General features: G+C 62.7%; 20 protein-coding genes and 6 tRNA genes. 20 read left to right on the forward strand and 6 right to left on the reverse strand.

The features are described 5' to 3' along the window. The first annotated feature begins 8 nt into the window (after positions 1-8). The 3 genes from NVS32_RS07330 to NVS32_RS07340 are packed head-to-tail and all read left to right on the forward strand — an operon-like array spanning position 9 to position 3,894. The gene (locus tag NVS32_RS07330) at positions 9-1,346 is read left to right on the forward strand and encodes an aspartate kinase (protein ID WP_258499234.1); all 1,338 of its coding nucleotides are present in this window, start codon (positions 9-11) and stop codon (positions 1,344-1,346) included. A 47-nt stretch (positions 1,347-1,393) separates the two neighbouring features. Continuing rightward, entirely contained in the window at positions 1,394-2,407 is a 1,014-nt protein-coding gene (locus NVS32_RS07335) for an aspartate-semialdehyde dehydrogenase (protein ID WP_258499235.1), read from the forward strand. 14 nt (positions 2,408-2,421) lie between these two features. Next, positions 2,422-3,894 (forward strand): alpha/beta fold hydrolase, encoded by a 1,473-nt coding sequence (locus tag NVS32_RS07340; protein WP_258499236.1) that lies wholly within the window; start codon positions 2,422-2,424, stop codon positions 3,892-3,894. A 93-nt stretch (positions 3,895-3,987) separates the two neighbouring features. Here the strand turns inward: NVS32_RS07340 and NVS32_RS07345 are convergent. After that, positions 3,988-4,064 (reverse strand) — tRNA-Arg (locus NVS32_RS07345). Positions 4,065-4,087: 23 nt separating this feature from the next. Continuing rightward, on the reverse strand, positions 4,088-4,717 hold the full coding sequence (locus NVS32_RS07350; RefSeq protein ID WP_258499237.1) for an NUDIX hydrolase: 630 nt from the start codon (positions 4,715-4,717) through the stop codon (positions 4,088-4,090). A gap of 449 nt (positions 4,718-5,166) precedes the next feature. Here NVS32_RS07350 and NVS32_RS07355 point away from each other — a divergent pair, with 449 nt between their 5' ends. The 7 genes from NVS32_RS07355 (at position 5,167) to ptsP (ending at position 11,077) form a co-directional block, all read left to right on the forward strand. Further along, positions 5,167-6,051 (forward strand): transporter substrate-binding domain-containing protein, encoded by an 885-nt coding sequence (locus tag NVS32_RS07355; protein ID WP_258499238.1) that lies wholly within the window; start codon positions 5,167-5,169, stop codon positions 6,049-6,051. A gap of 62 nt (positions 6,052-6,113) precedes the next feature. Next, positions 6,114-6,767 (forward strand): amino acid ABC transporter permease, encoded by a 654-nt coding sequence (locus tag NVS32_RS07360; RefSeq protein ID WP_258499239.1) that lies wholly within the window; start codon positions 6,114-6,116, stop codon positions 6,765-6,767. Next, positions 6,760-7,602 carry an amino acid ABC transporter ATP-binding protein gene (locus tag NVS32_RS07365; protein ID WP_258499240.1) on the forward strand — a complete coding sequence of 281 codons (843 nt, stop codon included), beginning with the start codon at positions 6,760-6,762 and terminating at the stop codon, positions 7,600-7,602. Before NVS32_RS07360 ends, NVS32_RS07365 begins: the two co-directional genes overlap by 8 nt. 179 nt (positions 7,603-7,781) lie before the next feature. Next, positions 7,782-7,857: transfer RNA gene (locus NVS32_RS07370), tRNA-His, on the forward strand. A 16-nt stretch (positions 7,858-7,873) separates the two neighbouring features. Next, positions 7,874-7,949: transfer RNA gene (locus NVS32_RS07375), tRNA-Lys, on the forward strand. Positions 7,950-8,240: 291 nt separating this feature from the next. Further along, the gene (locus NVS32_RS07380) at positions 8,241-9,278 is read left to right on the forward strand and encodes a 1-phosphofructokinase family hexose kinase (protein WP_258499241.1); all 1,038 of its coding nucleotides are present in this window, start codon (positions 8,241-8,243) and stop codon (positions 9,276-9,278) included. A gap of 95 nt (positions 9,279-9,373) precedes the next feature. Further along, positions 9,374-11,077, forward strand: a complete 1,704-nt coding sequence (ptsP, locus tag NVS32_RS07385; protein WP_032110841.1) for a phosphoenolpyruvate--protein phosphotransferase — start codon at positions 9,374-9,376, stop codon at positions 11,075-11,077. A 116-nt stretch (positions 11,078-11,193) separates the two neighbouring features. Here the strand turns inward: ptsP and NVS32_RS07390 are convergent, their stop codons facing one another. Together NVS32_RS07390 and NVS32_RS07395 are read right to left on the reverse strand one after the other, a co-directional pair. Next, the gene (locus NVS32_RS07390) at positions 11,194-12,123 is read right to left on the reverse strand and encodes a diacylglycerol/lipid kinase family protein (RefSeq protein ID WP_258499242.1); all 930 of its coding nucleotides are present in this window, start codon (positions 12,121-12,123) and stop codon (positions 11,194-11,196) included. A gap of 150 nt (positions 12,124-12,273) precedes the next feature. Beyond that, positions 12,274-12,349 (reverse strand) — tRNA-Gly (locus NVS32_RS07395). Between the two features lie 160 nt (positions 12,350-12,509). Here NVS32_RS07395 and NVS32_RS07400 point away from each other — a divergent pair. Further along, complete coding sequence (locus NVS32_RS07400; protein WP_258499243.1) at positions 12,510-13,106, forward strand: uracil-DNA glycosylase family protein; 597 nt, start codon at positions 12,510-12,512, stop codon at positions 13,104-13,106. A 14-nt stretch (positions 13,107-13,120) separates the two neighbouring features. Here NVS32_RS07400 and NVS32_RS07405 read toward each other — a convergent pair whose 3' ends face one another. Further along, complete coding sequence (locus NVS32_RS07405) at positions 13,121-13,804, reverse strand: Crp/Fnr family transcriptional regulator (protein ID WP_258499244.1); 684 nt, start codon at positions 13,802-13,804, stop codon at positions 13,121-13,123. Between the two features lie 105 nt (positions 13,805-13,909). Between NVS32_RS07405 and hcp the strand changes: the two genes are divergently transcribed. The 5 genes from hcp to NVS32_RS07430 all read left to right on the forward strand — a co-directional run bounded on the left by hcp (position 13,910) and on the right by NVS32_RS07430 (position 17,532). Then, positions 13,910-15,502, forward strand: coding sequence for a hydroxylamine reductase (hcp, locus tag NVS32_RS07410; RefSeq protein WP_258499245.1), 1,593 nt, complete (start codon positions 13,910-13,912; stop codon positions 15,500-15,502). 189 nt (positions 15,503-15,691) lie between these two features. After that, the gene (locus NVS32_RS07415) at positions 15,692-16,690 is read left to right on the forward strand and encodes a hypothetical protein (protein ID WP_258499246.1); all 999 of its coding nucleotides are present in this window, start codon (positions 15,692-15,694) and stop codon (positions 16,688-16,690) included. Next, positions 16,675-16,866 carry a hypothetical protein gene (locus NVS32_RS07420; RefSeq protein WP_258499247.1) on the forward strand — a complete coding sequence of 64 codons (192 nt, stop codon included), beginning with the start codon at positions 16,675-16,677 and terminating at the stop codon, positions 16,864-16,866. The genes NVS32_RS07415 and NVS32_RS07420 overlap by 16 nt, the downstream gene beginning before the upstream one ends. 4 nt (positions 16,867-16,870) lie before the next feature. After that, positions 16,871-17,227, forward strand: coding sequence for a YjcQ family protein (locus NVS32_RS07425; protein WP_258499248.1), 357 nt, complete (start codon positions 16,871-16,873; stop codon positions 17,225-17,227). 104 nt (positions 17,228-17,331) lie between these two features. Beyond that, complete coding sequence (locus tag NVS32_RS07430; protein WP_258499249.1) at positions 17,332-17,532, forward strand: hypothetical protein; 201 nt, start codon at positions 17,332-17,334, stop codon at positions 17,530-17,532. A gap of 68 nt (positions 17,533-17,600) precedes the next feature. On the opposite strand, the gene NVS32_RS07435 is transcribed toward NVS32_RS07430, so the two are convergent. Further along, a tRNA-Pro gene (locus NVS32_RS07435) sits at positions 17,601-17,677 on the reverse strand. A 246-nt stretch (positions 17,678-17,923) separates the two neighbouring features. Here NVS32_RS07435 and gdhA point away from each other — a divergent pair. From gdhA to NVS32_RS07455, 4 genes are all read left to right on the forward strand, one after another. Beyond that, positions 17,924-19,255, forward strand: a complete 1,332-nt coding sequence (gdhA, locus tag NVS32_RS07440; RefSeq protein WP_258499250.1) for an NADP-specific glutamate dehydrogenase — start codon at positions 17,924-17,926, stop codon at positions 19,253-19,255. A gap of 521 nt (positions 19,256-19,776) precedes the next feature. Then, positions 19,777-21,030, forward strand: coding sequence for a glutamine-hydrolyzing carbamoyl-phosphate synthase small subunit (gene carA, locus NVS32_RS07445; protein ID WP_258499251.1), 1,254 nt, complete (start codon positions 19,777-19,779; stop codon positions 21,028-21,030). Next, on the forward strand, positions 21,031-24,240 hold the full coding sequence (gene carB / locus NVS32_RS07450) for a carbamoyl-phosphate synthase large subunit (RefSeq protein WP_258499252.1): 3,210 nt from the start codon (positions 21,031-21,033) through the stop codon (positions 24,238-24,240). 201 nt (positions 24,241-24,441) lie between these two features. Continuing rightward, positions 24,442-24,528, forward strand: a tRNA-Leu gene (locus NVS32_RS07455). Positions 24,529-24,554 lie beyond the last annotated feature (26 nt).

The raw sequence follows: 24,554 nt of genomic DNA on the forward strand, positions 1-24,554 counted from the left end.
AGGATCACATGATCAAGATCTGCAAGTTCGGGGGCTCCAGCGTCGCTACCGCTGACCAGTTCCGCAAGGTCAAGTCCATTGTCGAGGCGGACCCCGACCGCCGCTTTGTGGTGGTCTCTGCCGTGGGCAAGCGCTTCTCGGGGGACAACAAGATCACGGACCTTCTCCTTCTGGTGAACGCGCACATCGAGTACCACGTGGACTGCACCTCGCTTCTCGCCGACATCGAGCAGCGCTTTGTCGACATCGCGGACGAGCTGGGCGTCAAGTGGCCCGTGGCCGAGAAGTTCGAGACCTTCGCTGCCAACATCAAGAAGCACTCGCCCGAGTACGTTGTCTCGCGCGGCGAGTGGTTCACCGCCAACATCATGGCCGAGTACCTGGGCCTTCCCTTTGTCGATGCGGCTGACGTGATCGTGTTCCACCACGACGGTAACGTGGACATGGAGCGCACCGCCGCGCGTCTCAAGGACTTTGCGCACAGGAACGGCGCCTTTGTGCTCCCCGGCTTCTACGGAGCCACCGTCGACGGAGCCATCAAGCTTTTCCAGCGCGGCGGCGGCGACATCACGGGCGCCATCGCGGCGCGCTGCCTCGACGCCGACGTCTACGAGAACTGGACGGACGTCTCGGGCTTCCTCTCCGCGGATCCCAGGATTGTCGAGAACCCCCGCTCCATCCGCCGCATCACCTTCGACGAGATGCGCGAGCTCTCCTACATGGGTGCCTCGGTGCTCCAGGAGGAGGCCATCTTCCCGGTGCGCGAGGTCAACATTCCCATCAAGATCATGAACACCAACCGGCCCCAGGACGCGGGCACCACAATCCGCGAGACCGCCGAGGCCGGCGCAGACGAGCACCTCATCACGGGCATCGCAGGCCGCAAGGACTTCATGGCCGTGCACGTCAAGAAGGCCCATATGTCCAACGAGGTGGGCGTGGTCTCCCGCGCGCTCTCCATCTTCGAGCGCTACGGCGTCTCCATCGAGCACATCCCCACGGGCGTCGACTCGTTTGGCGTCGTGGTGGCCGCCGCTGACGTCAAGGACAAGATCTACTCGATCGTCAATGACATCCGCCGCGAGATTAAGCCCGACGACATCGTGATGGTGGACAAGCTCGCCCTCATCTCGGTGGTGGGCCGCAACATGTCCAAGCGCTCGGGCACCTCGGGCAAGATCTTCGGCGCGCTGGGCGACGCAGGCATCAACATCCGCATGATTACCCAGAGCTCCGAGGAGATCTCCATCATTGTGGGCGTTGATAACACCGACTTTGATCGCGCAATCAAGGTCATCTACGAGCGCTTCGTTCGCAACGAGATGGTCTCGGCCGAGAAGGAATAGCTTTCCGCACACCCGCCCGCACGGGCATAGAGAGAGGAACCATCACCATGGCAGACAAGACCGTTGCCATTCTCGGCGCCACGGGCGTCGTTGGTACGCAGATGATCCAGTGCCTCGAGGAGAGGAACTTCCCCGTTGGCAAGCTCGTGCCACTGGCGAGCGCCCGCTCCGTTGGCAAGACCGTCTCCTTTAACGGGGAGGACGTCCCCGTGGTCGAGGCCACGCCCGATGCCTTCGAGGGCGCCGACATCGTCTTGGGCGCCGCTGGGGACGCAACCGCCAAGGCGCTTCTCCCCGAGGCGGCAAAGCGCGGTGCCGTTTGCGTAGACAACTCGCACGCCTTCCGCCTCGACCCCGACGTGCCGCTGGTCATCCCCGAGATCAACGCGGCAGACATCGCCAACCACCCGCGAAACATCATCGCAAATCCCAACTGCGCCACGATCATCGGACTTGTGCCCACCTGGCCGCTCCACAAGCTTGCCGGCCTGCGCCGTCTGATTGTCTCCACCTACCAGGCGGCCTCTGGCGCCGGCATGCCCGGCCTCACCGAGCTCAAGAGAGAGATGAGCGTTGTCGCCAACGGCGGCGAGATGGGCGACACCAGCCCGTTTGCCTACCAACTGGCCGCTAACCTCATCCCACAGATCGGCTCCTTCAAGGACGAGGGCTACACCTCGGAGGAGTGGAAGATGCAGAACGAGGGGCGCAAGATCATGCACCTTCCCGAGGTCCGCGTGAACTGCACCTGCGTGCGCGTGCCCGTCATGCGCTCGCACTCCGAGTCCATCACGGCAGAGTTCAACCGTCCCATCTCGCCCGACGAGGCGCGCGAGGCGCTTGCCTCAGCCCCCGGGGTCAAGGTTGTGGACGACCCAGCCAACCTGCGCTACCCCATGCCGCTCGACACCTCCGACCAGGACCTTGTCTACGTTGGCCGCATCCGTCGCGACCTCTCGGCCCCTGACGGCGTGAACTCCCTCACGTTCTGGTGCTGCGGCGACCAGATTCGCAAGGGCGCTGCCACTAACGCGGTCCAGATCGCAGAGTACCTGCTCTAGGGCGGGGGAGTGCCATGCCACTGCTTTCCAGCTGCTACCTTCCTGGCATCTACGCCGAGGACCACTCCATCGACGTGCCGCTTGACTGGCGGGGCACCAGCCCTGCAGCCCTTGCCGGTGCGGAGCAGGACGAGTCTTCCGCGCTTGCCATGGAGGGTGCTGCCGAGAAACCCAACCCCGCCTTTGTCGGGAAGAGCATCAAGCTCTTCTACCGTGTGCTCTGCTCGCCGGAGAACGTGGGCCGCGACCTGCCGCTCATTGTGTTTCTCCAGGGCGGCCCCGGTGGCGCGTGCCCGCGCCCGCTCTCTCCCCAGAGCGACGGGTGGATCGAGGAGGCCCTGCGCCACTTCCGCGTGGTCTTGCCCGACCAGCGTGGATGCGGTCGCTCCTCGCGCGTGGACGGCGCCCGCATTGCCGCCGTGGGTGCTGAGGCTTTAGCCCAGGGCGCGGACCCGGCGCGGCGCCAGGCAGACTATCTCAAGCGCTTCCTTGCGGACTCGATCATTAGGGACTTCGAGTACCTGCGGCTTACGGAGTTTGGCGGTCGCAAGTGGGTGACGCTTGGCCAAAGTTACGGAGGCTTTCTCACCCTGGCGAACCTCTCCACCTTCCCGGAAGGGGTTGCCGCGAGCTTCACCTGCGGTGGTATCCCCCATGTGCCGGCAAGTGCCGCCGAGGTCTACGCGCACACGTTTCCGCGCATGGCCGCCAAGACTCGGGCCTACTACGAGCGCTACCCCGAGGACGAGACGCGCGTCTCCCTTGTGGCAGACCGTCTCGCCGCAGGTGACGTGCTCCTGCCTGATGGCTCGCCCTTCTCGGTAAGGCGTCTGCAGCTGGTGGGTGGCGGTCTTGGCATGAAGCCCGCGCCGGAGCGCCTGCACGCCCTCTTTGACGTTGCCTTTGGCGATGGCGACGGCTCTTGTGACGATGCCCTTGCCGCGGCGGGTGGAGACGCCTCCCACGTGCGCCTCTTTGGCGGCTTCCTCGATCAGGTGCAGTCGATGACCTCCTCGTACGCAAGCCCGCTCTATTGGACGCTTCAGGAGTTCATCTACGCGGACGGCACGCTTGATGAGCCCATTGGGTGGGCGGCCGCGCGCGAGGCAGCGGGCAGGTCGGAGTTCTCCGAGGGCGCGCGTCCCCTCATGCTCTTTGCCGAGGCGATGTTCCCCTGGATGTTCAAGGAGGATCCGTCGCTCAAGCCGTTTGCCCCCGCGATGGACGTCCTCATGGCCGACACCGAGTTTGGCCACCTCTACGACCAGGACCAGCTGGCGAGAAACGAGGTTCCGCTCCAGGCGGCCGTCTACTACGACGATGCCTACGTGGACTCGGGCCTTCAGCTGGACACGCTTTCTCGCGTGGGCGCGAGCCACGCTTGGGTGACCAACGAGTTCGAGCACGACGGCCTACATGGCAGCGTGGTCTTCAAGCACCTCTACGAGGAGGCGCTCAACCGCGGCGACTTGGCTGGCGTGAAGTAGGGGAGAGCTTCTCGGCACTCCTGCGGTGGGGCCGTCACGGCGCTTCAAAGAAAAAAGCCCAGGGCACTTTTCGTGCTCTGGGCTTGTCTTTTCTGGTGCTCCCTGGGGGATTCGAACCCTCGACATTCGGATTAGAAGTCCGCTACTCTATCCAGCTGAGTTAAGGGAGCGTTGCCTGTGCGGCTCTGACATTCTAGCGCAAGTCGCCCGCTGGCTCATCGCCGAGAAGCGCTCGCGCGGCAAGAACCCCCGCGACGGTCTTCCCGTCTTGGATGAGTCCGGCAGAGATTGCGTGCATGACCTCGTCCAACGGGATCCAAACCGTGCGTACGACCTCGCCCTCGTCAGGGTGGGCCGTGTCCTGTGAGAGTCCCTGGGCGAGAAACACCTCGGTGTGCTCATCCGTGAAGCCGGGAGACCCCAGCACCGTTGCCAGGTGTATGAGCTTCTCGGCACGAAGGCCGGTCTCCTCGGCAAGCTCTCGCGCCGCGCAGCTTTCGCCCCGCTCGCCTTCCTCGAGCTTTCCCGCCGGGATCTCGAGTGTGACGCGCCCGAGGACCACCCGGTACTGACGCACCAGGCATACCTTGCCGCTGCGAATGGCTACGACCCCCGCGCCGCCATGGTGGTGCACGACCTCGCGCCACGCATGCGAGCCGTTAGCAAGCTCTACCTCAAGGTGGTCCACGGAGAAGATCTTGCCTTGCCAGACGTGCTCGTCCCCGGTCACACGCTCAAGAAGCGAGGGCTCTGGTTCGAGTGCCCTGCGAACCTCGCCAAGATCGGCGTCCTTGTCGCCAAGCCCCTGGGCCGTGCTGTTCATGCGCTCCTCCTGGTTCGCCTGCCTTCTGCGCTCCATACCATAGTCGGTTTTCTTTGCGGGTCCAACGGTGGAGTTGCGCCATCGCCTTGCGGCCACTGAACTGCACACGGTCGCGATTCAGGTTTGTGGAGTGCTGGGCGTTTGCTCGCCTTGACCCTTACCGTGTGTAGTTTGGACAACTGTCAGACCGTTGGGCATGCCGTGCGTGGTCGCCCTTCTCGTGCGCTGTTGAGGAGAATATCGGCGTTTCATGTGCTTCGTTCTGAAGCTCCGGTAAAACCTCCTCAACAGTGCCGCCGGCGGCAGGCTCCAATTGTTAAACGAAGGATGCATGCCGGCTGAAAGTGTTGAACGTGGGCAATGTCGCAGCTATTCTGTACACCTGTACTCCATCGTACTAAAGCGTCAAACGTCACTTCTCGCGTCACACACCGCAGATGGGAGTAACCATGTCCAACGCCACGCTCAACCGCCGTCAGTTCATCACAGCCGCTCTGGGAATCACGGGTGCCCTTGGCCTTGCCGCCTGCGGCTCTTCCGCAACCGCCGGCAACTCCGGAGCCACCTCCAGCTCGGCCGGCTCCTCCTCGGCCTCCACGTCCTCTTTTGATGGCAACTTTGTTCTGGGCTTTGACCAGGACTTCCCGCCCTACGGCTACGTGGGTGACGACGGTTCCTACACCGGCTTCGACATCGACCTCGCCCAGGCCGTCTGCGACCGCGAGGGCTGGAAGCTCGTGCCAACGCCCATCTCCTGGGACGCCAAGGACACGCTGCTCAACTCCGGCCAGATCACCTGCATCTGGAACGGCTTCACCATCGAGGGCCGCGAGGACGGTTACGCCTTCACTGACCCCTACATGGAGAACCGCCAGGTCGTCGTTGTGCCCGCCTCCTCCGACGTGCAGCAGCTCTCGGACCTTGCTGGCAAGAACGTCATCACCCAGGCAGACTCCGCAGCGCTCGACGTCCTCTCCGAGGGCGGATCGCAGGAGGAGCTTGGCAAGAGCTTTGGCAACCTCCAGACCATCGACAACTACAACACGGCCTTCATGATGCTCGAGAGTGGCCAGGTGGATGCCATCGCCATCGACTATCCCGTGGCCGTTTTCAACATTGGTGACAAGACCTCCGAGTTCCGCATCCTCGACGAGAACCTCAACTCCGAGCACTTTGGTGTTGGCTTCGCGAAGACGGACGACGGCGCCCAGCTCGCCAAGACTGTCGAGGCGGACCTCCAGGCGCTCGACTCCGAGGGCACTGCCAAGGAGCTCTGCGAGAAGTACGCTGACCAGGGCGTCTCCTACGACCTCTGGTGCCTGCCCAAGGCGTAGGCGCAACTGCGCAATCACGACAACAACAGCGCACGCAACGGTGCGACAAGGGAGCTGGTAAGGTGGACTTTGGAACGATGATGGGGATGCTCCTCTCGGGGTATCGAATCTCGATAATCATTTTTGCGGTGACGCTCGTGGGGTCCATTCCCCTGGGCATGCTGGTGGCGTTGGGACGCCTCTCCAAGTTCAAGCCGCTCTCGCTGCTCATGCAGCTCTTCATTTCGGTGCTGCGCGGCACGCCCCTGATGCTTCAGATGTTCGCCGTCTCCTTCATGCCGTATTACGTGTTTGGCCTCAAGACCGATGCGAACTTCCCCATGATCGCGGTGCTCATCTCGTTTGTCATCAACTATGCGGCATACTTCGCCGAGATCTACCGCTCGGGTATCCAGTCCATTCCGCGTGGCCAGTACGAGGCCGCCGAGGTCCTTGGCTACTCCAGCCGCCAGACCTTCCAGCGCATTGTTCTGCCGCAGGTGGTCAAGCGCGTGCTTCCCGCCATGGGCAACGAGGTGGTCACGCTCGTCAAGGACACCTCGCTGGCCTTCTCGCTGGGCGTCCTCGAGATGTTCACGCAGGCGCGCGCCATCGTCACGAGTCAGCGCACCATGGCTGCCTTCGCCGTTGCCGCACTCATCTACTGGGTCACCTGCCTCATCATCGAGTACGTCATGAGGCACATCGAGAAGAGGCTGGACTACTACCATGACTAACGCCGAGAAGCACGACGCCCGCGCGTCTCGTCACCAGATTCCCGTGCCCGACGCCTCCGTCTCGCAGATCTTGGGACTGCCTGCCGTCTACGTGAAGGGCGCGCGCAAGTCCTTCTCGGGTCGAGAGGTGCTCCACGACGTGTCGCTCTCCATTGCGCGAGGGGAGGTCGTCTCGGTCATTGGCCCCTCCGGCGCCGGCAAGTCCACGCTTCTGCGCTGCCTCACGCTGCTTGACACCTTTGATGCGGGCGAGCTCTACTACGGCAGCCTCCGCGTGACCGAGCAGGACGAGAACGGCAGGGCCAGCTACTCCAAGGATGCCAGCGCAAAGGCGCGCATGCAATTTGGCATTGTGTTCCAGAACTACAACCTCTTCCCGCACTTCACCGTGATGCGCAACGTCTGCGACGCCCCTATTGCGGTGCAGGGGAGAGACCCAGCCAAGGTCGAGGAGGAGGCCAAGCAGATACTTGAGCGCCTGGGTCTGTCGGAGCACGCCGAGAAGGTTCCCAACCAGCTCTCAGGCGGCCAGCAGCAGCGCGTGGCGATTGCGCGAGCGCTTGCCATGCACCCCAAGGTCCTTTACTTCGACGAGGCAACCTCGGCCCTTGACCCCAGGCTCACGGCGGACATGCGGCGCATCATCCGCGAACTAGCCGCTGACGGCATGGCCATCGGCACCGTGACCCACGAGATGGGATTCGCCCGTGATGTCTCGGACCGTGTGGCGTTTCTCCTCGACGGGCGGATTGTGGAGGAGGGTCCTGCCGATGAGGTCATGGACAACCCCACAGACGCCCGCGTGCGGGAGTTCCTGGCCACGGCGGAGGACTAGTGGCAGGTCCAATAATCTCTTTTTGAAGGTCCTGTGTTGAGACAGTGTGCGTGTGAACTGGTGTTTTGCGAAATTGGTGCCATTCGAATGTGATTCTCGAAAAAGTTCTTCAAGAAAGTGCTTGCATCTGTCTGATTCTTTGTCATAATAAACGAGCGCTTCACGAGGTGGGCCAAATGGTGGGTGTAGCTCAGTTGGAAGAGCGACGGACCGTGGCTCCGTAGGTCGAGGGTTCGAACCCCTTCACCCACCCCATCTGAAAGCTGAATATGGGTCGTTAGCTCAGTTGGTAGAGCAGGGGACTCTTAATCCCAAGGTCGAGGGTTCGACCCCCTCACGACCCACCACGAATCTGCAGCCCAGGGCACGTGTTGTCCTGGGTTTTTTTCGTCGCGCAAGATCGTCCGGTCAGCTTCTTCTCGCTTTCGATTGGCTCTTGCCCACACTCTTTTGAAAGCCGTTGGTCATGACCGCGTTTTGTAGGTGGGTGCGAGGTTTCGATACGGTACACTTGGTGTTAAATTACGCCGGCGCAGGCGCTGCGTGGGGTTTGCGGGGTGAGAACGATTCCACCTCCCTCGTTGCCCAATTGCGGCATACTGTACCTTGCCGAGGTAACCCGCTGGAAGGAGCTTGCGTTGATTTACACCATGACCCTGAACCCCGCGCTCGACTACGTGATGCACCCCCTCACGCTGGATATGGGCTACACCAACCGTTCTTCGAGCGAGGAGCTCTACTGCGGTGGCAACGGCATTAACATCTCCACGCTTCTCAACGAGCTTGACGTAGTCAATGTGGCAATGGGCATTGTCGCGGGCTTCACTGGCGAGTACCTCATCAACGAGCTCCAGGAAGCGGGCATTGCCAGCAACTTCGTGAAGCTGGATCGTGGCTACACGCGCATCAACGTCAAGCTCAACGGCATCGTCATGACCATGGTCAACGGCATGGGCCCCAAGATTTCGCAGAAGAAGGTCGACGAGCTTCTCGATCGCATGGACGTCCTGCAGTCCGGTGACACCCTCGTCCTTACGGGCTCCATTCCCAATTCCCTGCCCGAGGACATGTACAACCAGATCATGGCCCGTCTCGCCGGTCGTGGCATCCAGTTTGTGGTCGATGCGCCCGGTCAGCTCCTCATGGAGTCCATCAAGGCTCATCCCTTCCTCATTAAGCCCAACAACCACGAGGTCGGCCGCATCTTCAAGGCGGACCCCATGCCCGAGACGCCTGAGGACTGCCTGCCCTATGCGCAAAAGCTCCAGGAGGGTGGCGCCCGCAACGTCATTGTCTCCTGCGGTGGCAACGGCTCGCTCCTGCTCGACGAGTATGGCACTGAGCACATGGTGCCCACGGCTCGCGTGCGCCTCGTGAACGCAACCGGCGCCGGTGACTCCATGGTTGCGGGCTTCCTCGCAAAGGTCACGCGTGGCTTGGACTACGAGAACGCCCTCATCTACGCCTCTGCCTGTGGCACGGCAACCGCTGCCAGCAAGGGCATCGCCAAGCGCTCGACCATCGACCGCGTGGTCACGGCCCTCTACAAGAAGATGGGTCGCGAGATGCCGGCGAGCATCGCGGACGATATCAAAAACGAAAAGGCACGCGCTGAGGCTCAGGCTCTTGCCGCCGAGGGAAACGATGAGGAGAAGCAGTCTCCAGAGGGCGCATAGCGCGTTAGACTGTGTTCGGCTCTTTAGCGCCCCACCCGGGGCGCTTGGCATTCTGGGAGGTGGCCGCACAGCGGCCGGTTATGAGGGGGATTGCAATGTATGAGGGAGTAAACGCATCTGATGGCATCGGCATTGGCGTGGCCCGTGTAGCCGTCGAGCCTGACCTCTCGTTCACGCCGCATGCGCCGGAGGATCCGGAGGCCGAGAAGGCCCGCTACGCCGCTGCCGTCGAGAAATTCGTCGAGCAGACCAATGCGCAGATTGAGCGCATGAAGCAGACGGTGGGCGAGGATGCCGCCGCCATCATGGGCGCCCACATCGAGTTTGCCGAGGACGAGGGCATCCGCGAGATGGTCACGGGCTCCATCGACTCTGGCATGTGCGCCGAGCAGGCTGTGAGCGAGGCCTACGGCACCTTCTACACCATGTACGCCAACATGGACGACGAGCTCTTCCGCGAGCGCGCCGCCGACGTTGCGGACGTCAAGACCGGCCTTCTCGCGGACCTGCTGGGCAAGGAGGTCGTTGACCTCTCCACGTTGCCCGAAAATTCCATCGTCGTGGTGCACGAGCTCACGCCGTCCATGACTGCCGACATCGACAAGGAGAACGTCGCGGGCATCGTTACCGAGACCGGTGGCCGCACGTCCCACTCCGCAATCATTGCCCGCGCGCTGGAGATTCCTGCGGTTCTCTCCGTTGCGGATGCTACGGTCAACATCAAGACCGGTGACATGGTTGTGGTTGACGGCACCAACGGCAAGGTCATTTCTCAGCCTTCCGACCACGACCTCGAGCACTACCGTGCCAAGGCCAAGGCGTTCGCCGAGGAGAAGGCCGCCCTCGAGGCGTACCGCGGCAAGGAGACCGTGACCGGTGACGGCGACAAGAAGCTGCTGGTTGCCAACATTGGTAACCCCGATGACGCCAACGCCGCACTCGAGCACGACGCCGAGGGCGTGGGCCTCTTCCGCTCTGAGTTCCTGTTCATGGACGCCAAGGAGCTCCCCAGCGAGGACGAGCAGTTTGCTGCGTACCAGAAGGTCGCCCTTCGCATGAAGGACAAGCCGGTCATCATCCGTACGCTGGATGTGGGCGGCGACAAGGAGATCCCCTATCTGCACCTGCAGAAGGAGGAGAACCCCTTCATGGGCTTCCGCGCCGTGCGCTACTGCCTGAACAACCCGGACCAGTACAAGGTCCAGCTCACGGCACTGCTCCGCGCCTCCGCCTTTGGTGACATCAAGATCATGCTGCCGCTCGTCACCACCATCGACGAGGTGCGCCAGGCCAAGGCCCTCATCGAGGAGTGCAAGCACGACCTCGACGAGCGCGGTGTTGCTTACAACAAGGACATCGAGGTTGGCACCATGATCGAGACGCCTGCCGCCTCGCTCATAGCCGACGACCTCGCCGCCGAATGCGACTTCTTCTCCATTGGCACCAACGACCTTATCGGCTACACCATGTGCGCCGACCGCGGCAACGATCGCGTGAGCTACCTCTACCAGGTGTACCAGCCGGCGGTCCTGCGCTCTCTTAAGCGCATCATCGGCGAGGGCAACAAGGCTGGCATCATGGTCGGCATGTGCGGCGAGGCCGCGGCAGACCCGCTGCTCATCCCCATCCTCATGTCCTTTGGCCTGGACGAGTACTCCGTCTCCGCTCCCTCCATCCTGCGCACGAGGAGGATTCTCTCCCTCTGGACCAAGGAGGAGGCCGACGCCCTGGCCGAGAAGGTCATGGCTCTCAAGACCGCAACCGAGGTCAAGGCCATGCTTCAGGCTGCCGCCAAGTAGGGGAGTGCAACTTCTCTGCTTTAGAGCTTGAGACCAAGGGCCCCGACGCTACCGTCGGGGCCCTTTTGTGAGACAAGGGGAGATCCCTTTGTCTCATTGCCGGTGGTGGAAAAGCGCTACGGGACGATGACGCGGAGCGCCTTGGGTATCACGTCTACCTCGAAGTGTGTTCCGCAGAGCTCCTCGCCGTCGACCTGGCAGGGAGGCTGCGTCTCGAAGTCCATGGTTGCATGGGCGAACTTAAGCAGGTTCACGCAGCTCGAACCCGTGTGACGGCCAAACCTCGCAAGGCCGAGAAGCGAGAGCAGCCATGGGCGGCTAGGAATCTTGACGTTGTAGCACGCGTCGAGAAGGCCGTCGGATGGATCGGCGTTGGGGCAAATGGCAAAGCCGCCGCCATAGGTGGGACCAACCTGCACCGCAAAGATCACGGTTGGTAGCGTTACCTCGGGCCTCTCGTCAAAGCGCGCTCTGCAGGGCCAGCCATTGGAGCCCTCGGAGAAGATGCGGATGCCAGACGTAATGAAGAGCCCCTCGCCGTGCTGGGAAGTCGTTTCTTCTTGGCGGCGCCTCACAGTGTCGAGAGCGATTGCCGCGTCCATGCCAAACGAGAGCGTCTCCATGAAGTGCACGCCATTTACGCGGCCAACCTCTAGCGGCGTGACGTGGCCACGGACAAGCTGAGCCAAGGCATGAGATGGATCGTTGATTGCCATCCCCAGGGTCCGTGCGTAGTCGTTGCCGGACCCCATGGGAACGATGCCCAGCTGAGGCCGGTCGTTCTCGTCGCGATCCATGAGGCCGTTCACTACCTCGTGGATAACGCCATCGCCACCAAGGGCAATGACGGAGTCGAAGTCCCGGGCCTCGCGAGCGAGGTTCTGCGCGTCGCCCGCCGCCTTGGTAAGAATGACCTTGTGCGACGTGGTTGCGCCACGATAGGAGTCAAGGAACCGCTGCACAAATGCGGCGCCCTCTGCACCCTCGCCCCGGTTGGCGGCGGGGTTTGCAATGACAAGCGTGCGGCCGAGCGGAGACGTGCCCATCCAATACCTCCCAAATCGCGTAGCGGCATCATTGTACGGTATGAGATGCGGTCAGGATTGGTGGGGTCCCGACCGTGATGGATGTCCACGTTGAATGCGAGAAAAATGAAAAAAAGCCCAGGGTCACGGAGGCCCTGGGCTGCAATTACATGGAGCGGCGGACGGGACTCGAACCCGCAACAATCAGCTTGGAAGGCTGACGCTCTACCAATTGAACTACCGCCGCAGAGCATGGGGAAGTATACAACAAGATGGGTGATGGTGGGAAGCGGGGTCAAAAGGCCTGCGCTACCTACAGCACTTCTCTATTCGTTGCAATTGCAACACACACGTCTTGCCGCGCGTGCCACAGTGGAGTCAGCAACATTGAGGCAGGAGGCTCTTCCATGACAGGTACTCAAGCAGACTTCGATAGCGTCTTCCAGGCGATTCGCGCAGACGAGCAGAATGGGGAGTTCACGCGGCAGGGGATTGACCCCCTCTACACGGCGTCTGCAACTTCTCGGTTGGTGATTATCGGCCAGGCTCCCGGCAGGGTTGCGCAGGAGACGCGCATCCCCTGGAACGACAAGAGCGGCGACCGTCTGCGTGACTGGCTTGGCATCGACCGCGTCACGTTCTACGACCCCTCCGCCGTCGCCCTTCTCCCCATGGACTTCTACTACCCCGGCAAGGGCAAGTCTGGCGACCTTCCGCCTCGTCGTGGGTTTGCGGAGAAGTGGCACCCCGTGCTTCTCGGCATGATGCCCCAGGTGCGGCTCACCGTGCTGGTGGGCTCCTACGCCACCCGCCGCTACCTCGAGCTCTCCTCGTCGGCAAAGCTCACCGACGTAGTCCGCAACTATGCCGACTATCTGCCGCGATTCTTCCCGCTTGTGCATCCCTCTCCCAGAAACCAGCTCTGGATGAGCCGGAACCCCTGGTTCGAGACGGACGTCCTGCCGCGCCTTCGTAGCGAGGTCGCATCGGCGCTGCGCGGATAGGGGAGAGGGCCCCGCTATCGCCTGGCTGCCACCACGGGAAGCGAGAAGTGACGGCGGTTTGCCGTGAGCTTACCTTCTCGCTCAAGCTCGCCGATCGCAGTGCAGAGCGCGCACCTGTCAACTCCCAGGTAGTCGGCAAGCTGCTGGCGCGTGAACGGAATGTCAAACTCGCTTGACCCCGCAAGCTTCGATTGTGTTGAGAGGTACGCGAGCAGTTTGCCCTTGATTGACTTTGGGGCAGCGTCGCGAATCCTTCGGGTAAGGCGCACGTTCTTGCGCGCAACGGATGCCAGGAGGTTCTCGGCAACTCGCGCGTGGTAGGCGCAGGCCATAGGACAGCTGTGCATGATGTGGGTCACGTCGACGAAGAGCACCCGCGTGGGAGTCTTTGTGGCAACCACATTGGTGAGCAGCGGCTCGTCCTGGAGGGCGGCAAACGCTTCTCCAAAAAGCTCGCCAGCCGAGAAGCTCCCCATCACGCTGGCGTTGCCCCAGACGTCCGCGCCCTCCACGCGCACGCCGCCCTCAAGGACGATGCCCACGCTTTTGACGGGGCTTCCCTCCACCCAGACCAAATCGCCCTTCTCGTACGTCTTGGGCCGTGCCGCAAGGCACCCCAGCATCTCGTTAACCTCCTGAGGCGTCACGCCCCTAAAGAGGGGCGTCTTGGACAGGAACTCGGCATCTACACCACGCATGTCACACCGCCAAAATAATCGAGGAATGTTGTGAACACAACTTAGCACATCTCTGGACGCGAGCAGACTAGTACACAACGAACCACCCAAAGAGAGAGGGAATTGATGGACGAGAAGATGTTCTGCTTCCAGTGCGAGCAAACTGCAAAGTGCACCGCGTGCACCGGGCGCGCCGGCGTCTGCGGCAAGCCGTTCGACGTTGCGCTTGCACAGGATGAGCTCACGGGTGCGCTCGTGGGTCTCGCCTGCACCTGCAAGCAGGCCGGTACTCGCAGCGAGCTTGCCGACAAGCTCATCGTTAGCGGGCTCTTCACCTGCATCACCAACGTCAACTTCTCCAAGGACACCGTCGACGCCATCACGGCAGACGTACGTGCCGAGAAGGAGCGCATCGCTGCCGCCGCTGGAATCGAGGCTGCCCAGGACCTGCTCCTCGGCCACGTTTGGTCTGACAACGAGGATGTGCGCTCGCTGAAGTCGCTCATTCTCTTTGGGCTTCGTGGAGCGGCTGCCTACGCGTACCACGCCCGCATGCTCGGCTCCGTGAGTGACGAGGCCCAGCAGGCCTTTGTCGATTGCCTTGCCACCCTCGCCACCGAGAGCGACCTCAACAAGCTTCTCGCTGTCTCCATGCAGGTGGGCAAGCTCAGCCACGACGTGATGGGCCTCCTCGACGCAGCCAATACTGGCGCCTACGGCATGCCCGAGCCCACCGAGGTCTCGCTCAAGATCGAGAAGGGCCCCTTCATCGTCATGTCCGGCCATGACCTCCACGACCTCAAGCTGCTCCTCGAGCAGACCGAGGGCACAGGCGTCAATGTCTATACGCACGGCGAGATGCTGCCCGCCAACGCCTATCCCGAGCTCAAGCGCTATCCGCAGCTCAAGGGCAACTTTGGCACCGCATGGCAGAATCAGCAGAAGGAGTTCGCCAACGTCCCCGCTGCCTTTGTGTTCACCACGAACTGCCTCATGCCTCCTCGCCCCAGCTACGCAGATCGCGTCTTCACGACTGAGGTTGTCTCCTATCCTGAGCTCGTGCACATCCCCGCGGCTGCCGATGGCTCGAAGGACTTCACCCCGGTCATCGAGAAGGCCAAGGAGCTTGGTGGCTACGACGAGGATGTGCAGCTCACGGGCATTAACGGCGGCACCAAGGTCGTGACTGGCTTTGCTCGCGCGGCGGTGCTCTCGGTTGCCGACAAGGTTGTCGACGCCGTCAAGGCTGGCAAGATCAAGCACTTCTTCCTCGTTGGCGGCTGCGACGGCGCCAAGCCCGGCCGTAACTACTACACTGAGCTCGTCAAGCAGGCTCCCAATGACACGGTCATCCTCACCCTTGCGTGCGGCAAGTACCGCTTCAACGACCTTGACCTGGGCGACATTGACGGTATCCCCAGGCTTCTCGACATCGGCCAGTGCAACGACGCCTACAGCGCCGTCGAGATTGCCCTGGCTCTTGCGGATGCCTTCGACTGTGGCGTGAATGACCTGCCGCTCTCGATCGTGCTCTCCTGGTACGAGCAGAAGGCTGTTGCGGACCTGCTTGCCCTTCTCTACCTGGGCATCAAGGACATCAAGCTTGGGCCTACGCTCCCTGCTTTCGTGAGCCCCAACGTCCTTGACATTCTGGTGCGCGAGTTTGGCATTTCTCCCATCTCGACGCCCGAGGAGGACCTCACCGCGCTTCTCGCATAGGGGGAGTGAGCTGTTGCGGCGTTAGGCGAGAGGGGCCAGGCGAATTGTCGCCTGGCCCTTTTTCTTATCGAAGGCGCCTTTTGTGTTGCTGCGGCCTTGCCTAAACCTCACACGTGTTGTTTCTACTCTTATCTGTTGCGAGAAAATCCCTGTTAGTCTGCTGGCAAAACTAAATAAGAAACAACACGTGTGAGGTTTCGGGGAAGAGGCAATCTGTGCCTCCTTGTGGTCGACGACGGCCGGTTCTCGAACAGCATGCGTTATCCGGGCGACCCCGCGGGGCCGGCCTCCGAGGTGTGGAACTGCCGCTGCACGCTGGTGGCGTCGATGCCGGGCGCGGATGCCTTCGAGGACCGAAATGCCTCCAAGCTTGAGACCAGCTACGAGGACTGGAAGGCCGGGAGGGACCCGAAGAAGGCCAAGCCCAGCGGCAGGAGCCTCAGGGAGTTCATGGGCACGCCGGCCGTGGGCAAGGCCGCCAGCCGGGCCGGTGTCAGCAAGGCGCGCGTGCGCAAGGCCATCACCGACGAGCTGGAGCGCCAGGGCAAGACAGGCCGAGACTTCCCGGCCATGTCGCGCGCTGAGCAGCAGACGGTGCTGCATTCTGCAGTCGAGAGGGGAATCACGAACAAGCGGTATGCCTACCCGTCGGCTAAGGTAGACGTGGGGTACGTTAACAGTTCGGCATACGCGTCGAAGTTCAAGGGCCTAACCGGCAACGCGAAACTTGACAGGACCATTGCGGAGGCGTGCCGCTCCGCGCTTGTGAACAGGTCCGGAACGAGCGGCGAGGACTTGATTCTCGTGTCCAGAGAGACCGGAGAGGTGGTTGCCAGAAGCAACAGGGAGACTGCTGCAAACGAGATGGTGTATACCGAGGAGGTCCTTGATGCCATCAAGAGCCACAAGCCGGGGTCGTTGATTTCCATTCACAACCACCCAACGAACATCCCACCGACAGGGAGCGACTTTGACGCTCAAATAGCGCGGTCGTATGGCGGTGGCGCAGTCACCCTGCACAATGGGGATGCATACTACTTCGAGCAGGGGGACGTACCAGTGAGCGGGGTATACTACGACATGAAGGTATCCGAGCTCGTATCTGGAGGCACAAGCGAGACCGACGCAATCCTAACGGTCATGGAGAGGCTAATGGGGGAGGGGAGGATACGATGGACGAAGATTTGAGGAAGAAGCTGAAGTCGTATTTCTCCGCTCCAGCAGACGCTTCGGTAACCGTGAAGTTGGCCGGGTGGACTGAGGACGACTTCAAGAAGCTCGATGCCCTTGGGATTCTCGACCCACGGACTCCCGAGGAATGCGAGAGATACCTCGAAATCCGTAAGGAATGCCTGGGAGGCTAGCTGCATGAGCGACTTCCACGTCATGGCCCGCATTCTGGGCGCCATCCGCTCGTGCGAGGGGCGACCGTTCGACGTGGCGGCGGTGAGCCCGGAGGCCCTGGGCGTCAGCGAGGAGCAGCGCGACGTGCTGGCGTGCAAGCTCCAGCGCGCGGGCAAGGTCGGCGGCCTCGTGACCACCGAGGACATCGACGGCGCGCCGCTTCGAGTGCTGTGGGCGCAGTCGGCGCCCGAGGTCACGCTGGACGGCCTGGAGTACATGGCCACCTGCGAGCCGCTCAGGAGCGCCGCGCGCGAGGTCGTGGGCGCGTCGGTGTCGGCGGCGGTCTCCGCCACGGTTGCCGCGCTCGGCTCGATGCTGTAGCCAGGCTCCAGAACACAACTTGCATTCAGGCCCCCGCCACCACGGCGGGGGCCTTTCTCGTGCCGCGTGACCGTGCCGCGACCATGGCCGCGAGGTGATGCGGGATGACGAACAACGTTGACGCAGTCGACCACACGCAGGAATGGCTCTCGGCGCTCGTGCCGGCGCTCTCGCGCGGCCTGGAGCAGGTGGGCCTGGCCGCCGAGGGCCACGCCAAGGTCAAGTGCCCAGTCGACACGGGCAGGCCGAGCAACTCCATAACCCACGTGCAGCTGGACAACTGCGTCAAAGCGTCTGACAAGTAGTCGGTGTGTCTTTCGATAGGAAAAACAAAAAATGGGGCGGGTTTTACCCCGCCCCACCTGCGTTTCTATGGTCGGGGCGACTGGATTCGAACCAGCGACCCTCTGCTCCCAAAGCAGATGCGCTACCAAGCTGCGCTACGCCCCGAATGTTGTGAAGTATAGGGTAGTTCCGGCTGCGGTTCAACGGTTCCATCTTGCCTGATCAGTCGGACGCTGCCATTCACCCGTATATGAACGGCGTTCGGTTACTGACACATTTCTATCGTGTCTCTAGCAAGGCATAGATCGTTTTCAACTCGTTCCTAACTCTATGATGTTCTGCGATGTGCGCGTTCGGGGAAATCACCGCGCGTCTGGAAAGGGTCCAGAAGATCGAGGAACAGGAGACTTCATGACGTATTCCGAGAGGGTCATTGCACAGCTGGAGGAGCGCTACTCCGAACAGCCCGAGTTCATCCAGGCCGCCAAGGAGGTCCTCACCACGCTGCAGCCGGCACTCGATGCTCACCCCGAGTATGAGCGCGCCGCGCTTCTCGAGCGTCTTGTCGAGCCCGAGCGCATCGTAATGTTCCGCGTGCCCTGGGTTGACGACGAGGGCAGGGTCCAGGTGAACCGCGGCTACCGCGTCGAGTTCAACTCCGCCATTGGCCCCTACAAGGGCGGCCTGCGCTTCCACCCGTCCGTGAACCTCTCGATCCTCAAGTTCCTGGGCTTCGAGCAGATCTTCAAGAACTCCCTTACCACGCTGCCCATGGGCGGCGGCAAGGGCGGCTCGGACTTCGACCCCAAGGGCAAGTCCGACCGCGAGGTCATGGCGTTCTGCCAGAGCTTCATGACCGAGCTCTGCCGCCACATTGGCCCCGACACTGACGTCCCCGCCGGTGACATTGGCGTTGGTGGCCGCGAGATTGGCTACATGTTTGGCCAGTACAAGCGCGTCCGCAACGAGTGGTCCAGCGTCCTCACGGGCAAGGGCATCCCGTACGGCGGTTCTCTCGCCCGTACCGAGGCCACGGGCTACGGCGCTGTCTACTTCCTCGAGAACATGGTCACCGAGAAGGGCGAGGAGCTTGCGGGCAAGACCATCTGCATCTCCGGCTCCGGCAACGTTGCCCAGTACGCAATCCAGAAGGCCGAGCAGCTTGGCGCCCACGTGGTGACTGCCTCCGACTCCAACGGCTACGTCTATGATCCCGAGGGAATCGACTTCGACCTTCTCTGCCAGATCAAGGTCGTCGAGCGCGGCCGCATCAAGGAGTACGCGGAGCGCAAGCCCGGCTCCGTCTACCACGACGGCGAGCGTCCCTGGGGCGAGAAGTGCGACATCGCGATGCCTTGCGCCACGCAGAACGAGCTTGACCTCGATGACGCCAAGAAGCTCGTGGCCAACGGCTGCGCGTACGTGGTTGAGGGTGCCAACATGCCCACCACCACCGACGCGACCACGTTCCTCATCGAGAACGGCGTGTACTTCGCTCCCGGCAAGGCGGCCAACGCCGGCGGCGTCGCTGTCTCTGGCCTCGAGATGAGCCAGAACCACGAGCACCTCTCCTGGTCCTTCGATGAGGTGGACGAGAAGCTCAAGGGGATCATGAACTCCATCTACAGCGCCGCCGCTTCCGCTGCGCGCGAGTACGGCCACGAGGGCAACCTCGTGTTTGGTGCCAACATCGCCGGCTTCCTCAAGGTCGCCGACGCCATGATGGCCCAGGGTGTGTGCTAGCCCGCTGATCTGCGTTTTTCGCGGCAAGTGATTGGTCTAGCCCTCCGGCGGCGTGACGTCTCCGGAGGGCCTTTGTGTTTTCACCTTCAGAAGCGGCCCGCTCGCGATACTTGTAATGCCGCGCCTCTTGGACGTTTAAGGTGCCCTAACCGTCCAAATTGCGCGGAACAATTTTATGCCGCCAAAGTTCGACGTTTAAGGGGGCTTAAACGTCCGGAATCAGCGCCTTGACGAGAAGGTCATGGGCTTCGTTCCACGGTACCAAACAATATGTTTGGTATCCACACAAGTATTCATATCCATGCCAAACCATAGGGGATTGTTGCAGACTTGTTGAATTCGCTCAACGAATCATGCATGCCCCGTATACTTGCAACGACCTTTAACGAGCGGTACGAGATACCGAGAAGGCGTCTATAGCGCAGTATCTGGCCCAGCCTCTCGGGAGCACGCGCACGCTGCGCGCTGCTCCTTTTTTGTGGCACGCCGGCGGCGCTGCACGCGGAAAGGACGGTGTTGCTGTGAACCTCTTGGTCGATGGCGGCAGGCATCGGGAGGCCCTCCTGGCGCTTGAGGACGGCACGGCCCTCAGGGGCAGAAGCGTTGGCGCGGAGGGTGAGACCTTCGGCGAGATTGTGTTCAACACGTCTATGGTGGGCTACCAGGAGATTGTGAGCGACCCGTCATATGCGGGTCAGATTGTCACCTTCACCTATCCCCAGCTGGGCAACTACGGCGTCAACGAGAAGGACATGCAGGCAGACGCACTGCATCTCAAGGGCTTTGTGTGCCATGACGCCTGCTACACGCCAAGCAACTGGCAGAGCGTTGTGAGCCTGCCGGACTTCCTTGCGTCCCGCGGTGTCGTGGGCATCGAGGGCGTTGACACCCGCGCGGTCACCCTGGCCATCCGCGAGGGCGGGGCCATGCGCGCGGCAATCTCGACCACGGACCTCGACCCCAAGAGCCTCGTTCGCCGCGTCCGCGAGTCCCCGCACATCGAGGAGCACAACTACGTCGCCGACGTCTCCTGCAAGGAGCCGCACGTCGTGAGGCCCAAGGGCGAGGTGCACCACCGCGTGGTTGCCGTAGACTGTGGCGAAAAGGCAGGCATCGCGCGTCGCATGGCCGAGGTGGGCATCGAGGTCACGGTTGTCCCCTGGGACACGCCTGCCGAGAAAATCATTGCCATGGAGCCCGACGGCGTCTTCTTCTCCAACGGCCCCGGCGACCCCGACACCGTGCCCACCGTGCCCGAGACCGTGCGCGCCATTCTCGGCAAGCTCCCCGTCTTTGGCATCTGCCTGGGCAACCAGATGATCACCCTGGCTGCGGGCGCCCGCGTTGAGAAGCTACCCTACGGCCACCACGGCGGCAACGAGCCTGTGATGAACCTTCTCACCGGCAAGGTCGAGATAACGGCGCAAAACCACAACTACGGCCCGGTCTTCTCTACCTTTGGTCCGCTTGTCCCCGAGCTCTCCGGCGGCCTCACCGAGCATCCCGAGAGCCTCCTTACGTGGAGCCGCATGCACGTTGCCCCCGTCGCCATGAACGAGCGCTACGGCCGCATCCGCCTCACGCACGTGAACCTCAACGACGGCACGCCTGAGGGCATCCAGTTCCTCGATCTGCCGGCCTTCTCGATGCAGTACCACCCCGAGGCCAAGCCCGGCCCCAACGACTCGGCGTACATGTTCGAGTCCTTCTCGCGCCTCATGGACGGACGCGAGGACTACCTAGCCATCGACGTTCGCGAGGGGAGGCGCTTCTAGTTGCCTAAGCGTACCGACATCAAGAAGATCCTCATCATTGGCTCTGGCCCCATTGTCATTGGCCAGGCTTGCGAGTTTGATTACTCCGGCACCCAGGCGTGCAAGGCGCTGCGCGAGGAGGGCTACGAGGTCATTCTCGTCAACTCCAACCCTGCCACCATCATGACCGACCCCGAGACGGCCGACCGCACCTACGTTGAGCCCATCACGGCCGCTTCGGTCGCCAAGGTCATCGCCAAGGAGCTCCCAGACGCGCTGCTCCCCAACATGGGCGGCCAGACGGGCCTTAACTGCGCCGTGGCGCTTGCCGAGCAGGGCGTGCTTGACAAGTACGGCGTGGAGGTCATTGGCTGCGACATCGAGTCGATCCAGACCGGCGAGGACCGGGAGCTCTTTGCCGAGGCCATGCGTGACATTGGCCTGGAGGTCGCCCGCTCCGAGACCGCGCACACGCTCGAGGAATGCGAGCGCGCAGCGGAAGACATTGGCTACCCCGTGGTGATCCGTCCCGCCTACACGCTGGGCGGTGCCGGCGGCGGCATGGCATACACCCACGATGACCTGGTGCGTATTGCCCGCGAGGGCCTGGCCCTCTCCGCGAACTCCGAGGTCCTCATCGAGCAGAGCCTCGAGGGCTGGAAAGAGATCGAGATGGAGGTCATGCGCGACTCCGCCGGCAACGGCATCGTGGTGTGCTCAATCGAGAACCTCGACCCCATGGGCGTCCACACCGGCGACTCCATCACCGTGGCGCCCTGCCAGACGCTCAACGACTTCGAGATGCAGCGCCTGCGCGACTACTCGCTGGCCGTGCTCGAGCGCGTTGGCGTCGCGTGCGGCGGCTCCAACGTTCAGTTTGCCGTGAACCCCACCGATGGCCGCGTCATCGTAATCGAGATGAACCCCCGCGTGAGCCGCTCCTCCGCGCTGGCGTCGAAGGCCACCGGGTTCCCCATCGCCAAGGAGGCGGCGCTTCTCGCCGTTGGCTACACGCTCGACGAGATCACCAACGACATCACACAGGCAACGCCGGCCTGCTTCGAGCCCTCGATCGACTACTGCGTGGTCAAGATCCCGCGCTTTGCCTTCGAGAAGTTCAAGGGCGCCGACTCCACCCTCACCACGCGCATGAAGGCCGTGGGCGAGGTCATGGCCATTGGCTCCACCTTCGAGGAGGCGCTCCAGAAGGCCATGCGCTCGCTCGAGCAGGGGCATGCCGGCCTGGGGGCCGACGGCAACGACAACTTTGACGAGGAGGCCTTCGAGGAGCGCGTGGCCACGCCCACCCCGCAGCGCATCCTCTACGTGGCCGAGGCGCTTCGCCGCGGCTGGGGTGTGGAGCGCGTCTTCGAGGCCACGCACATTGACCGCTGGTTCCTGAACCGCATCGCGGACATCGTAACTGCCGAGCGCACCATATCCGAGCTTGGACTCATTGGCCTCGACCACAACCACATGCTGGCCGCCAAGGAGCTTGGATTCTCCGACCGCCAGCTCGCCTACCTCACGGGGACGAGCGAGGAGGTCGTGCGCGCCGTGCGCGAGGTCGTGGGCGTGCGCCCGCTCGTGAAGACCGTCGACACCTGCGCCGGCGAGTTTGCCGCCCGCACGAGCTACCACTACTTCACCTACGAGGACGGCGGAGCCACCGAGCGCACGGAGGCCGAGAAGCCGCGCGTGGTGATCCTCTCGGCCGGCCCCAACCGCATTGGCCAGGGCATCGAGTTTGACTACTGCTGCGTCCACGCCGCGTACGCGCTTGAGGCCAAGGGCTACGAGACGGTCATGGTCAACTGCAACCCCGAGACCGTCTCCACCGACTACGACACCTCCGACCGCCTGTACTTCGAGCCGCTCACCTTCGAGGACGTCATGAACGTCATCGAGGTCGAGAAGCCCGTGGGCGTCATCGTGACGCTGGGTGGCCAGACCCCCATCAACCTTGCCGGCAGGCTCAAGGCGGCGGGCGTCCCCATCATGGGCACCCAGCCCGAGGCCATCGACCTGGCCGAGGATCGCGATCGCTTCGCGAGCCTGCTCGACCGCCTGGAGATTGCCTACCCGCCCTCATCGACGGCAGAGACCATGGAGGACGCCACCGAGGTCGCGCGCCGCATTGGCTACCCGCTGCTGGTGCGCCCGAGCTACGTGCTGGGCGGTCGTGGCATGGCGATCGTCTACGACCACGACGACCTGCGCACCTACATGGCCGAGGCCACGCGCATCTCGCCTGACCACCCCGTCTACCTCGACTCCTTCTTGGAGGATGCCATCGAGCTGGACGTTGACGCCCTCTGCGACGGCACCCAGTGCTACGTGGGCTCGGTCCTCGAGCACATCGAGGAGTGCGGGATCCACTCCGGTGACTCCGCGTGCTGCTGGCCGCCCTTCTCGCTCTCCGACTCCATCATGGAGCGCGTGCGCGAGATTACCCGCAAGCTTGCGCTTGCGGTGGACATCCACGGCCTTCTCAACATCCAGTTTGCGGTCAAGGACGAGCAGGTCCTGGTCATCGAGCTGAACCCGCGCGCCAGCCGCACGGTGCCCTTCTCGTCCAAGGCCACCGGCGTGCCCCTTGCGCGCTGCGCCGCACGCATCATGTCCGGCGAGACCATCGCCCAGCTGGGGCTTCCGCCCGAGGACCGCATGCCTTCGCATTACGCCGTGAAGGAGGCCGTCATGCCCTGGAGCCGCTTCCCGGGTGCCGACGTCCACCTTGGGCCCGAGATGAAGTCCACCGGCGAGGTCATGGGAATCGACACGACGTTCCCTAAGGCTTACGCCAAGACGCGCGAGGCCATTGACTACGAGATCCCCATGTCGGGCAAGGTGTTTGTCTCTGTGTGCGACAGGGACAAGCGCTCCATTGCACCCGTGGCGCTCTCGCTCACCAACCTGGGCTATGACCTTGTCGCCACGCGCGGCACGGCCAAGACGCTGCGCGCCGCCGGCATTCCGTGCGAGGTCGTGCGACCCATCAGCGAGGGCAGCCCCAACGTCCTCGACATGATGGCGGCGGGGGAGATCGCGTTTCTCATCAACACTCCGCGTGGCGGGAGCTCCCGAGGCGACGGCGCCAAGATTCGCAGCGAGGCCGTGAACCGCGGCGTCGACATGGCAACGACAATGTCCGGCGCGACGGCGCTCATCCAGGCAATTGCCGCGCTGCGAAAGGGCCCCCTCGACGTCTACGCGCTGCAGGACCTGTAAGAGCTTCTCGCACAGTTGCGCTTGCGAGCCCTCCGGCGTCACCGCGACGCCGGAGGGCTCTTTCGTGCGGGATTGCTGCCATTACGGGCCCTTTGGCGACGGTGATTGGCGCCACCTACGTGTGCGCATGTCGATTTTCTTTCTCGTTTCCTAGGCCAAGACCTGTGCATTTGCTATTATGGCAAGGCTATGTGTGACTATGCGGGCGTGGCGGAACTGGTAGACGCGCTGGATTTAGGTTCCAGTGGGGGAGACCCCGTGAAGGTTCGAGTCCTTTCGCCCGCACCACATGAGCCACATGCGCAGGAAATCAC

The sequence above is a fragment of the Tractidigestivibacter montrealensis genome (assembly GCF_024741235.1).
Lineage (GTDB): Bacteria > Actinomycetota > Coriobacteriia > Coriobacteriales > Atopobiaceae > Tractidigestivibacter > Tractidigestivibacter montrealensis.